The sequence below is a fragment of the Roseibium sp. genome, from assembly GCF_050301095.1.
Lineage (GTDB): Bacteria > Pseudomonadota > Alphaproteobacteria > Rhizobiales > Stappiaceae > Roseibium.
Map to the genome: position 1 here is coordinate 1 of NZ_JBNKYW010000146.1, position 10,726 is coordinate 10,726.

General features: G+C 61.2%; 12 protein-coding genes and 2 tRNA genes. 2 read left to right on the forward strand and 12 right to left on the reverse strand.

Annotated features, from left to right (window positions below; translation table 11 throughout):
• Nucleotides 1-186 precede the first annotated feature (186 nt).
• Complete coding sequence (locus tag ACQY7U_RS13490; RefSeq protein ID WP_428645242.1) at nt 187-411, reverse strand: hypothetical protein; 225 nt, start codon at nt 409-411, stop codon at nt 187-189.
• A 75-nt stretch (nt 412-486) separates the two neighbouring features.
• Between ACQY7U_RS13490 and ACQY7U_RS13495 the strand changes: the two genes are divergently transcribed.
• Entirely contained in the window at nt 487-981 is a 495-nt protein-coding gene (locus tag ACQY7U_RS13495; protein WP_428645244.1) for a hypothetical protein, read from the forward strand.
• 202 nt (nt 982-1,183) lie between these two features.
• On the opposite strand, the gene ACQY7U_RS13500 is transcribed toward ACQY7U_RS13495, so the two are convergent.
• The 11 genes from ACQY7U_RS13500 to murA form a co-directional block, all read right to left on the reverse strand.
• A tRNA-Phe gene (locus ACQY7U_RS13500) sits at nt 1,184-1,259 on the reverse strand.
• A gap of 504 nt (nt 1,260-1,763) precedes the next feature.
• Complete coding sequence (locus ACQY7U_RS13505; RefSeq protein WP_428645245.1) at nt 1,764-3,359, reverse strand: bifunctional metallophosphatase/5'-nucleotidase; 1,596 nt, start codon at nt 3,357-3,359, stop codon at nt 1,764-1,766.
• A 432-nt stretch (nt 3,360-3,791) separates the two neighbouring features.
• The gene (gene yacG, locus ACQY7U_RS13510) at nt 3,792-3,992 is read right to left on the reverse strand and encodes a DNA gyrase inhibitor YacG (RefSeq protein WP_428645247.1); all 201 of its coding nucleotides are present in this window, start codon (nt 3,990-3,992) and stop codon (nt 3,792-3,794) included.
• Nucleotides 3,993-4,071: 79 nt separating this feature from the next.
• On the reverse strand, nt 4,072-4,698 hold the full coding sequence (locus tag ACQY7U_RS13515) for a Maf-like protein (protein ID WP_428645249.1): 627 nt from the start codon (nt 4,696-4,698) through the stop codon (nt 4,072-4,074).
• Nucleotides 4,699-4,740: 42 nt separating this feature from the next.
• Nucleotides 4,741-4,959, reverse strand: a complete 219-nt coding sequence (infA, locus tag ACQY7U_RS13520) for a translation initiation factor IF-1 (protein ID WP_006939340.1) — start codon at nt 4,957-4,959, stop codon at nt 4,741-4,743.
• Between the two features lie 269 nt (nt 4,960-5,228).
• Nucleotides 5,229-5,681: a low molecular weight phosphatase family protein gene (locus tag ACQY7U_RS13525; RefSeq protein WP_428645250.1), complete on the reverse strand. Its 453-nt coding sequence runs from the start codon at nt 5,679-5,681 to the stop codon at nt 5,229-5,231.
• A 5-nt stretch (nt 5,682-5,686) separates the two neighbouring features.
• The gene (locus ACQY7U_RS13530; RefSeq protein ID WP_428645252.1) at nt 5,687-6,190 is read right to left on the reverse strand and encodes a UPF0262 family protein; all 504 of its coding nucleotides are present in this window, start codon (nt 6,188-6,190) and stop codon (nt 5,687-5,689) included.
• 26 nt (nt 6,191-6,216) lie between these two features.
• Complete coding sequence (gene hisD / locus ACQY7U_RS13535) at nt 6,217-7,524, reverse strand: histidinol dehydrogenase (RefSeq protein ID WP_428645260.1); 1,308 nt, start codon at nt 7,522-7,524, stop codon at nt 6,217-6,219.
• A gap of 35 nt (nt 7,525-7,559) precedes the next feature.
• Nucleotides 7,560-7,997: a DUF2948 family protein gene (locus tag ACQY7U_RS13540; RefSeq protein ID WP_428645254.1), complete on the reverse strand. Its 438-nt coding sequence runs from the start codon at nt 7,995-7,997 to the stop codon at nt 7,560-7,562.
• Between the two features lie 168 nt (nt 7,998-8,165).
• Complete coding sequence (locus tag ACQY7U_RS13545) at nt 8,166-8,378, reverse strand: hypothetical protein (protein ID WP_428645256.1); 213 nt, start codon at nt 8,376-8,378, stop codon at nt 8,166-8,168.
• 106 nt (nt 8,379-8,484) lie between these two features.
• Entirely contained in the window at nt 8,485-9,774 is a 1,290-nt protein-coding gene (gene murA / locus ACQY7U_RS13550) for a UDP-N-acetylglucosamine 1-carboxyvinyltransferase (protein WP_428645258.1), read from the reverse strand.
• 770 nt (nt 9,775-10,544) lie between these two features.
• Between murA and ACQY7U_RS13555 the strand changes: the two genes are divergently transcribed.
• Nucleotides 10,545-10,619, forward strand: a tRNA-Thr gene (locus tag ACQY7U_RS13555).
• Nucleotides 10,620-10,726 lie beyond the last annotated feature (107 nt).

Sequence of the window (10,726 nt, forward strand, 5' to 3'; positions counted from 1 at the left end):
CTCCGGCGGCACACTTGTGATTTTGAAAAGCGCACTGGACCTGTCGGTGGAACCCTATTCCTTCCTGACGAGAAAAGGCCAGGTCCTGACCCCGGTCGCACAGCTCGTCGGACGGGAAGTCCTGAGGGCTGTCACGGGTACGGACAATCAATTGGTCTGAGGCGGGAGCAAATCAGGGCTTTAGCCCTAAAATCGCATTACCGCGCGTGCTTCTTCGACATCTTCCGTTCGCCTGCCCTTGTCCTGCCACCCGTCGCAATAGCCATTGCCATTGGGTACGATTCCTACACCAAAGCCCATTCCCGGACCTGGCTGCTCTTTGGTTCCCTTTGCCTCTTCTGGGCTTTCGGCACTGCGAATGCGCTTCTTCAACCCAATACGCATCAGCGGCAAATCCTGTCCGTCATCCATCAGACCTTTCCTGCGGACAGCCGCTACATTTCCGGACGTTCGACGGTTTCATCGTTGAGGCACCGGGGCCTCTTCATGAGCAGCTGGGGCATGGATAACTATCGCGCCGCCAACGAACCGGTCATGCGGGGCGAACTGGAAAAGGGAGCTCCGGCTTTCCTGCTGGCCGATGACTACAAGCTCCAGCTCGGTCAAATCACGCCCGAAAGTTCCGGCAAAAACCGCTCCGGGCTGCTGCCAGAGGACCTCCGGGTCCTGCAGGCGAATTTCGTGCCCTTCTGGGGACCAATCTGGATCCCCGGCCGGAAAATCTCCGAAGGTACGTCAGAGATCGAAATCTTTTCGGCCGGCACTTATGTCAATCGCGGACCGGGAACGTTAATTATCGATGGCAATGCTGTTCTTCCCGACAAAGAAGTGACGCTGACAGCCGGAGTTCACAGCGCCAAGGCGACGGGGGCAACCGAAATAGCCGTTCAATACGCTCGGCCGGCAGCACCTCCCCCCCCGCCTGTTTTCCAGGGGTTCCTTCATTCACCGGTGCTCGATTATCTCAAATCGCCGCAATAATACCCTGCATTTGGAATGCAAGTGACATTCCGGTCCCGATTCTTGGAGGGCCTCGCATGGGATTCGTTGACGGTTGCCCCTTGCTGAGAAAATAACTTCGTTTAGCGCGGGCATGCCAATATTCACGCACACACAGAGCAAAAGCCGCTGAAATCGTGATGGCCCAAAGCGTGTATTACGGTCTTGGAAGCGAGGAGAAGAGTGGTGCCCAGAGCCGGAATCGAACCAGCGACACGCGGATTTTCAATCCGCTGCTCTACCAACTGAGCTATCTGGGCGCGCTTTGCATGTGGTCCGGGAAGCCCCGTTCGCTGAAAGCCCGGTCCTTATAGAGGCTGGATCTGACCTTGTCCAGCACCCCGGCGAAGTTTTTTGCACCTTTGCGAGGTCACAGCTGGGGAAAACTTTCCCCTCACGCAAGCCATTGAAACAAAAAAGATTTTCAATCCAGAATCGTGCGGCAACCATGTTATGAAGTCCAGCCCGAATGGTTCGCAGCTTGATTGCGAAGACCAGCTGCAAAAAGGGCGCCGCGATATGGCGCTCTCAGAGTAGTGACAAACCCCGGCCTGGCGTTCGCGGACGAAAGGTAGCGAAGATCCGGGATCTTTGGGCCAAGAGCAGAAAACCCGGCAAATGGAGCCAGGAGTTGACGGCCGTCAGATCGTGACTTGCGCTCCGCTTGGCCGGGACGGCACTGAGAAAAAGGCCTTGTCAGCAGCAAAAGGGCGCCGCAATGCGGGCGCCCTTTCCTGTTCCATCGCGGTTGCGAAGAATACCGGTTACTTCGCGGTGATGCGGTCGTCGGTATAGGCCGTATAGCCGTTCTTGCCCGCAAGATAGTCGGCCACCACATCGGCAACGTCCGGACCGAAATCATAGGCGTTCATGCCGTTTGAGGCGAAGATCTTGTAGCCGTCGCCGCCGCCGCGCATGAAGTTGTTGGAGACAACACCGTAGGTCTTGTCCGGATCGATCGGCACATAGGCATCGCCCTCGAGAACCATGACGCCGGAGATGCGCTCACCGGCCGGCTTGGACTTGTCGAAGGTGTATTTCAGCCCGGCGACCTGCGGGAACCGTCCCGCGCCTTCTTCCACCTGGCTGACACCGTTTTCCAGGGCTGCAACCACATCCGCGCCCTTCAGCTCGAAGGTGGAAAGCGTGTTCTGAAACGGCAGCACGGTCAGGACTTCACCCTTGGTGATCTCGCCGGCATCGATGGAAGCACGCAGGCCGCCACCGTTCTGGATGGCGATCTGGACACCCTGGCCCTTCACGCGTTCAAGCATGGCGTCTGTAACCAGCACCCCCATCTCGCAGATCTGGGAGCGGCAGATATCACGTTCGCCGCTGATCGGCGCGGAGGCCTGGGCGACGACCTGCTGGCGGATTTCGTCCAGCGGTTCTGCCAGTTCCTTGATGCGGGAGACGAGTTCCGGGTTCTCGGCAATCTTGCCGTCGGTGATGATCGGCTCGCCTGCAGCTTCTTTGATGACACCGTTGTCGTCGAAGGAGACATTCAGTTCGCCCAGGAACTTGCCGTAGGCATAGGCCTGGACGACCGCGGTCGGGGAGCCGTCCGGCCCGTCGATCATGGTCGGATAGGGACCGGTTGCCTTGTCGGAGGTGTTGGAGAGATAGGTGTTGGAGTGGCCGCCGACGATCACGTCGATGCCCGGCGCATTGGCCGCAACCTTCTTGTCCACCTCATAGCCGGAATGACTCAAAACGATGATCTTGTTGACCCCCTGAGCTTTGAGCTTTTCGGCTTCCCGCGTCACGGCCTCGACCGGATCGGTGAAGACGACATTCGGGCCGGAACTGGAAAGCTCGCCCGTGTCCTGCGGTGTCAGGCCGATCAGGCCGATCTTCTCTCCGCCCCGCTCAATCACGGTCGACGGCATCAGCTTGTCGGCAAGATTCGGCTCCTTGGAAATGTCCGCGTTGGACATCAGGACCGGGAAGTCGACTGCGTCCATGAAGCCGCGCAGGACTTCCGGACCATCGTCGAATTCATGGTTGCCGACGGTCATGGCTTCATAACCGAGCTTGTTCATGAACTCGGCAGCGGCCTTGCCCTTGTAATAGGTGTAGAACAGCGTGCCCTGGAACTGGTCGCCGCCGTCAACGAGGATGGAATTGTTGCTGGCCGCACGGCGTTCCTTGATGATCGTGTCCAGGCGCGCGGTGCCGCCGAAGCATTTGCCTTCCGCGTTGTCTTCCGCCTTGCAGGTCGAATCGTACTTGTTGATCGGCTCGATCCGGCTGTGAAAGTCGTTGGTATGCAAAATCGTCAGGGAATAATCGGCATAGGCCGCCGTGGACAGTGCCGTTGTCACGGACAGCACGGCGGCGCTCAGAAGATGTTTTGTCATCGGACCCTCGCCCTTGGATAGGTTGTTGTTGCCGGCTCAGGGCTCAATGCCGCCTTGCCCGGCTACCCGGTCTTGATTTTCAACCCCGCCCATCACGCCGTCCGCGTCCCGATTTGTCAGGATACCACCGGTTCTGATGGAGCCGGGCCTGCCGGTATAGGTGGATCTTGGTGCAGATTTGTGACAGTCGCAAGAGGCGGCAGCCCGCTTTTTGAAAAAAATTTTGCCCGCTAAATATTTTTGCACTCACGGAGCACGGCCCACCTGGCCCGCAACGAAACCGTGCAAAGCCGGCCGGCTTCGCGCGGGCAAAGCACGGGCATTGCGGGCCACGCCGCAATTCCGGCACGGCCACAGGCAGGGCCTTCTGATTTACTGGGAAAGGTGGACGTCCGGTTTCTGACAAGCGGCAAAGCCGCCAGTCGGCAAGTGTCAGTCTTCCGGCAAATTGCTTTCGTCGATGTCGTCCGTCTCGACGACCGGAATGGTATAGCCTTCCGAGAACCAGCGGTTCAGATCGATCTTGGCGCAGCGGTCCGAGCAGAAGGGATAATCGTCCGGGGTCGACAGCTTGGAACAGATCGGACAGGGGCGCATGCGGCGCCCGGGTTTTTGAACTTTCTTTTCGGTCATCCCAGCCTCCCTTTCCTTTCTGCAGGATTTGCCAAGGCCTGTCCGGGCGATGTCGCGTCGGACACGCCCGATGCCGGCGTCAGGCGGCCGCGGTGGCCCAGCCCTTGTGAACCGGATAACCGGCGGCGCTCAAGAGATTGGCGGTTTCCACCAGCGGCAGGCCGACGACCGCCGGATAGGAGCCGACCAGTTTGACCACAAAACTGCCGGCAAGACCCTGGATGGCATATCCACCCGCTTTGCCACGCCATTCGCCGGAAGCAATGTAGTCGTCCATGTCCTTGCGGGACAGTCGCTTGAAACGAACTCGGGTTTCGACAAGCTTGGACCGGACCTTGCCGTTCGCCTCGGCCACTGCCACGCCCGTGAAGACCCGATGTCCGCGGCCTGAGAGCAACGACAGGCACAACAGCGCCTGGTCGGTCAGTTCCGCCTTCGGCAGTGCCCGGCGGCCGACGGCAACCACCGTGTCGGCGGCCAGCACGACGCTTTCCCGGAAGTCTTCCGAGGCATCGGCGGTCTGGCGGACGGCTTCGGCCTTGGCCCGCGCCAGCCGCAGCGCAAGGCTGCGCGGCGTTTCGTGCTTCTTCGGCGTTTCGTCGATATCGGCGGGCAGGAGATGATCCGGTTCCAGACCGATCTGCTGCAGCAGCGCAAGGCGGCGCGGCGAGGCGGAAGCCAGGATCAACTTTGGGGCGTTCGTCATGAAAGCGCGAGCCTTGCAACCGGCATCACCTTGAAAACCCGCTTACTTGAAGCGGTAGGTGATGCGGCCCTTGGTGAGGTCGTAAGGGGTCATTTCGACAAGAACCTTGTCGCCCGCCAGAACGCGGATCCGGTTCTTGCGCATGCGCCCGGCCGTGTGGGCGATGATTTCATGATCGTTTTCAAGTTTTACGCGGAACGTCGCATTCGGCAACAGTTCTGTTACGACGCCCGGAAACTCCAGAGCTTCTTCTTTAGCCATTTGATATCCTGAATAAAGCGGGCCTACCCCGCAGGTGCGGGGGAAACTAACGGATCGGGTGCAAAAAGTGAACCTTTCTTTCCGCTGCAATGCAAAGAAAGCTGCACTTGCTCAACTCCAGGCAACCGCAAGCGCAGTTCATTGCGCTTCAAACTCTTAAATACATGACCTTTGTCTCCGTTCCCGGTGCAGAAGTGCGCACTCGTGATCCTCAACGCAGCCGCCCGCAAGTCCCTACCAAGAGGCTTTCCATGGCGATCCGCCTCTCCTCACCCGCTCGGTGGCGGTGTCCAGTCGAGGCGCTTCTTGATGCGCATCATCAGCTGGTCCCGGACCGCCCGGTATTCGTTCAGGATCTGCTCCCGGCTGCCTGTTGCCAGTGTCGGGTCGAGGGTGGGCCAGTATTCCACATCGACCGCGTCGGTGCGGGACAAATCCAGCGCCTTGTGGTGGGCTTCCGGCGCCAGTGTCACCACGAGATCGAAGCCGGATTCGTCGAGATCCTCGATGGTCTTGGGCTGATGCCGGCCCATGTCGACACCGACCTCCGCCATGACGGCATCGACGAAGGGGTCGACCTTGCCCTGGCGCACCCCGGCGGAGCGCACGTAGATCTGGTTCGGGAAGAGCTTGGCCGTCAGGGCCTCGGCCATGGGCGAGCGTACGGAATTCATTCCGCACACATAAAGCACCGCAGTCGGACGCAGGCCCGGCCCGGTCATTCCGCTCAGCCCTTCCAGTGCAGGGCATAAACGAGGGTGAACAGCCGCCGCGCGGTCTGCATGTCCACCTCGACCTTGCCCTCCAGGCGTTCCATGAGAACGGCGGAGCCCTCGTTGTGAACCCCGCGGCGGCCCATGTCGATGGCCTCGATCTGGCTCGGCGTCGCGTGACGGATCGCCTCGTAGTAGCTTTGGCAGATCAGGTCGTAGTCCTTGACGATCTTGCGCAGCGGCGACAGCGACAGGACGTGAGTGACCACGTCCTCCTCCGCTTCGGTCCGGATGCGCAGCACGAGCTTCTTTTCCACCACCGAAATGTTCAGGACGTAGTTGGCGGCGGGCTGGCCGACCGGCTGGAAGCGGTTTTCCTCGATCAGGTCATAGATGGCGACCGCGCGGTCATGTTCCACTTCAGGGGTCGAGCGGGCGATCGAGGCTTCGTCCAGAACCACATCGACCAGCTTTCCGCCGGTTTTCTGCGGTTCGGTGTCCGGTCGCGGTTCGCTCATGCCTTCGACGCCTCTTTTAAACTTGCCTACATGTTCAGCCTGATGGAAACAGAGCGCGCGTGCGCCGACAAGCCCTCAGCTTCGCCAAGTGCGATTGCCGCCGGCCCGAGGGCCCGCAAATTGTCAGCGTTGCACTTGAGGATCGACGTCCGCTTGACGAATTCCAGCACCGAAAGGCCGGAGGAAAACCGGGCGGAACGCGCCGTCGGCAGAACGTGGTTGGAACCGCCAACATAATCACCGATCGCTTCCGGCGTATAATGGCCGAGGAACACAGCGCCCGCGTTACGGACCTTTGTCAGGAGCGCTTCCGGGTCGCCGACGGCCAGTTCCAGGTGCTCCGGCGCGATGCGGTTGGCAAGCGGCATCGCGCCTTCCAGGTCGTCCACCACAATGATGGCGCCGAAATCCTGCCAGCTCGCCCGTGCAACGTCCTCGCGCGGCAGCACCTTCAACTGTGCTTCGACGGCTTTTTCCACTTCGCCCGCAAGGTCCTCGCTGTCGGTAATCAGGATGGATTGCGCGGCGGTATCGTGCTCGGCCTGGGCCAGAAGATCGGCGGCGAGCCAATCCGGGTTGTTGTCCCTGTCGGCCAGGATCAGGACTTCCGACGGACCTGCGATCATGTCGATGCCGACGGTACCGAAGACACGGCGCTTGGCGGCGGCCACAAAGGCGTTGCCCGGACCGACGATCTTGGCGACCGGCGCGATGGTTTGCGTGCCAAAGGCCAGCGCCGCCACGGCCTGAGCCCCGCCGATGCGGTAGATCTCGCTGACGCCGGCAACCTTCGCGGCCGCCAGAACCAGCGGGTTCAGCACCCCGTCCGGGCTTGGCACCACCATGACGATGCGCTCGACACCGGCGACCTTGGCCGGAACCACGTTCATCAGAACAGAACTCGGATAGCTGGCAAGGCCACCCGGCACATAAACCCCGACGGCTTCGACCGCCGTCCAGAGCGAGCCCAGTTCGACCCCGATCGGGTCGGTGTAGCGGTCGTCCTTCGGCATCTGACGGGCGTGATGGGAATGGATCCGGTCATGGGCGAGCTGCAGCGCTGCCAGTGTTTCTTCCGGCACCTGCTTGACAGCGGCCTCGATCTCGGCTTCCGACACGGTCAGCTCGGTCATGGAAGCGGCGTCCAGCCGGTCGAATTTCCTGGTGTAATCCAGGACGGCCTTGTCGCCTTCCGCCCGGACCTTTTCCAGAATGTCCCGGACGATGGCGTCGACGTCTTCCGAGACTTCCCGCTTGCCGGCCAGAAGCTCGCGGAATTTCGCCTCGAAACCGGCATCCTTGTTTGACAGGCGTAGAACCACGCGTTTCTCCATCACGTTCGGTGCCGGGCACCGCATTTTTCAAAGGTTCAGGACAGGTCGTGCTGCGGCAGGTTGGGGGTCGACCAGGCGGCGCCGAGATCGGATAGCTGCGCCTCGATGCATTCCACGTCGAGGGAAAGGCTGGCACCACCGGCAAAGGCAAGCTCGATCTGTCCGGACGGGTCCTCGCCCGGTTTGAAGGTCACCGCGAGCAGCTCCAGCACGGCGCCCTTGGCTTCCTGGCGGATCCCCTGCACCTTCATGGCGTTCACCTGCGCGATCACGAGAGCCGAGCGGCGGCGCTCGTGTTCCTTCGATCTCTTGTCGGCTTCCTTGTCCCAGACGAAGCGGTTCATGACGAAAACCGCCTTCTTCTCCTTCGGCAGATAGCGGATGTCGGCAACCGTCAGGACGGTGTCCTGCAGGTGGGCGGAGAGAACCTGAAGATCTTCCTGGTCGAGGGCGGCAAGTTTCAGCTGATCCATGGTGGCCTGAATTCTGATCCCGTCTTAGTTTCCAAGGCAAACCGTATGAATATTCGGTCGGCCTCACTCCCAAGGCTGTTGACCTAATGGGGAAACGGCCTTTTGGCAATGTCGAATACGGTCATTGCAGGCAATCGGCTACGTCATGGCCCTCGTCAGGGCCTGGTGCTAGGGCCCCTCGTCCACCCGCTGGCGCAGGTCCGCCTTGACCTCGTCCAGCGTCGCGAGCCGCCTGAAAATCCTGCGCCCGAGCCAGAGACCGAAGACTAGAAGAAAAAAGCCGAGGGTCAGGCCATAGGGAGACGGCACCAGGACGACGGCGAGAAGGGCGGCAAAGGCGAAGGCCAGCTGGACCAGGAAACGGATCGTCTGTGCGTTCATGGGGGGCCGCCCGGTTCAGGTTCACCAAGTTTCGCCGACCGGGAACAGGCCGGCCGCTCTTTCCAGCCTTGCTGTCCGGGCCCGGCCGCAGCGCCGTCGCCCGTCCTCAGGCCGTGATGCGCTCAATCTGCGCGCCGCAGCGGGTGAGCTTGTCTTCCAGGCGCTCGAAACCGCGGTCGAGATGATAGACGCGGCTGACGGTGGTCTCGCCTTCCGCAGCAAGACCGGCAATCACCAGGGAGACGGAGGCGCGAAGATCCGTTGCCATGACGGGGGCGCCGCGCAGGGTGGAAACGCCGTCGACGGTTGCCGTGCGGCCATCCACGTGGATCTGGGCGCCGAGGCGGGCCAGTTCCTGAACGTGCATGAAACGGTTTTCGAAGATGGTTTCGGTGATCCGGCTGGACCCGCCCGCTTTGGTCATCAGCGCCATGAACTGGGCCTGAAGATCGGTCGGGAAGCCCGGGAAAGGCTCGGTGGTGACATCCACCGGCTGGAGGCCGTTACCGTTCCGGTAGACCTTGAGGCCTTCGTCCGTCGCGGTGATGTCGGCCCCGGTCTGGCGAAGGGTTTCCAGCGCGCTCTCAAGAAGGTCGGCCCTTGCCCCTTTGAGCAGAACATCGCCGCCGGTCATGGCAACCGCCATGGCATAGGTGCCGGTCTCGATCCGGTCGGGCACGACGGCATGATGGGCACCATGTAGGCGCGGGACACCCTGGATGCGGATGGTCGAGGTGCCCTCGCCCTCGATCTTCGCGCCCATGGCCTTGAGGCACTTGGCAAGATCGACCACTTCCGGTTCACGTGCGGCGTTAACGAGTTCGGTTTCGCCCTTTGCCAGGGTCGCGGCCATCATGATGGTGTGCGTCGCGCCGACGGAAACCTTCGGGAATTCCACCCGTGCGCCCGTCAGTCCACCGGGAGCCTTGACGACGACATAGCCGCCTTCGATCTCGATATCGGCGCCAAGCGCCGCCAGACCGTCGATGAAGAAGTCCACCGGGCGCGTGCCGATGGCGCAGCCGCCGGGCAGCGACACGCGCGCCTCGTGGCAGCGGGCGACCAGCGGACCGATGACCCAGAAGCTGGCGCGCATCTTCGAGACAAGCTCATATGGCGCGGTGGTGTCGACGATCTCGCGGGCGGTCAGGTTCAGCGTCTGGCCGGCCAGCTCATCCTGGCCGCTGCGCTTGCCGTTGACCGAATAGTCGACGCCATGGTTGGAAAGGATCTGCATCAGCTGGGCCACGTCGCGCAGGCGCGGCACGTTGGACAGCGTCAGGGTTTCGTCCGTCAGGAGCGCGGCGATCATCAGCGGCAGGGCTGCGTTCTTGGCTCCGGAAATCGGAATAATTCCGTTCAGCTGCGCACCGCCAACGACTTTGATACTGTCCATATTGTTCCCCGACCCCGGCCCGCTTGCGAATGCGCGGACGCCCTTCAAAAAAATCGAAAATCACATCAGTCGAAGCGATCTACACGCAACTTATGGCCCACGCAAGGCAAGGGCCTGCCTTTGTCCGGGCAATTTTGTGGCAGCGGACCGCGGTTTTTGCCCGGCGGCACGGGCCTCACCCGTCCTTGCGCGACTTGGCGGCACTCTTGCGCCGGCGCAGGTTTGCCCGGAGCGCCTCGGCAAGACGATCTTCCTTCGATTTGCTCTTTTCTTTTTTCGCCACGTTGCCGCCTGCCGCGTTCCCGCTTCCGTTCCCGGCGTCAACGGACTGACTTTTCGGATCTTTTTCGCTCATGACGTCAACAGGCCCCAGATGAAGTTCGGCCTTCTTTAACAAGCTCCCCTGCCCTTGCAAAGACAGTTCCCCGGGGATCGCCACCTTCAGCCGGAAGCCGGAGCCATCCCGGCCCGAACGGCGGACTGCAGGAGAAAGTGCTCCAGAGCCGCCTCTCCCGATATCCACAGGTGGCCAACGAGCGAGAAACGGTCGTTTTTCAGGACGGCACAGCCATTCTCCGCGGCAAGAGGAAGCGCCCTGAAACGGCGGTACAAAAAAAACGAAATCTCAGCTTGCGTCCCGGAAGCTCTTATGGCAAAAGCCCCCTCAATCCGGTCGGCACCGCCGATCGGCACCAGCACCTGCGTCCCGAACCGACGGCTTCCAGCCCTCCCAGTTCCAACGCACCGCCCGTCACCACGACGCGCCAGATGCTGCCGTAGCTCAGGGGTAGAGCACTCCCTTGGTAAGGGAGAGGTCGAGAGTTCAAATCTCTCCGGCAGCACCATAAAACATCCAAACAAAATCAACACTTAGCGCAACCCCCCGAAATAGGTTCTCGCAGGTTCGTGCAGGAACATGCAGAGAACAGACAGTGATTTGTGTCAATTCTCC

Excerpts from the sequence above, each read along its gene's own strand:
- ACQY7U_RS13490 (WP_428645242.1), bottom strand. The coding sequence starts at position 411 with ATGGATGACGGACAGGATTTGCCGCTGATGCGTATTGGGTTGAAGAAG.
- ACQY7U_RS13495 (WP_428645244.1), top strand. The coding sequence starts at position 487 with ATGAGCAGCTGGGGCATGGATAACTATCGCGCCGCCAACGAACCGGTC.
- ACQY7U_RS13505 (WP_428645245.1), bottom strand. The coding sequence starts at position 3,359 with ATGACAAAACATCTTCTGAGCGCCGCCGTGCTGTCCGTGACAACGGCA.
- yacG (WP_428645247.1), bottom strand. The coding sequence starts at position 3,992 with ATGACCGAAAAGAAAGTTCAAAAACCCGGGCGCCGCATGCGCCCCTGT.
- ACQY7U_RS13515 (WP_428645249.1), bottom strand. The coding sequence starts at position 4,698 with ATGACGAACGCCCCAAAGTTGATCCTGGCTTCCGCCTCGCCGCGCCGC.
- infA (WP_006939340.1), bottom strand. The coding sequence starts at position 4,959 with ATGGCTAAAGAAGAAGCTCTGGAGTTTCCGGGCGTCGTAACAGAACTG.
- ACQY7U_RS13525 (WP_428645250.1), bottom strand. The coding sequence starts at position 5,681 with ATGACCGGGCCGGGCCTGCGTCCGACTGCGGTGCTTTATGTGTGCGGA.
- ACQY7U_RS13530 (WP_428645252.1), bottom strand. The coding sequence starts at position 6,190 with ATGAGCGAACCGCGACCGGACACCGAACCGCAGAAAACCGGCGGAAAG.
- hisD (WP_428645260.1), bottom strand. The coding sequence starts at position 7,524 with ATGGAGAAACGCGTGGTTCTACGCCTGTCAAACAAGGATGCCGGTTTC.
- ACQY7U_RS13540 (WP_428645254.1), bottom strand. The coding sequence starts at position 7,997 with ATGGATCAGCTGAAACTTGCCGCCCTCGACCAGGAAGATCTTCAGGTT.
- ACQY7U_RS13545 (WP_428645256.1), bottom strand. The coding sequence starts at position 8,378 with ATGAACGCACAGACGATCCGTTTCCTGGTCCAGCTGGCCTTCGCCTTT.
- murA (WP_428645258.1), bottom strand. The coding sequence starts at position 9,774 with ATGGACAGTATCAAAGTCGTTGGCGGTGCGCAGCTGAACGGAATTATT.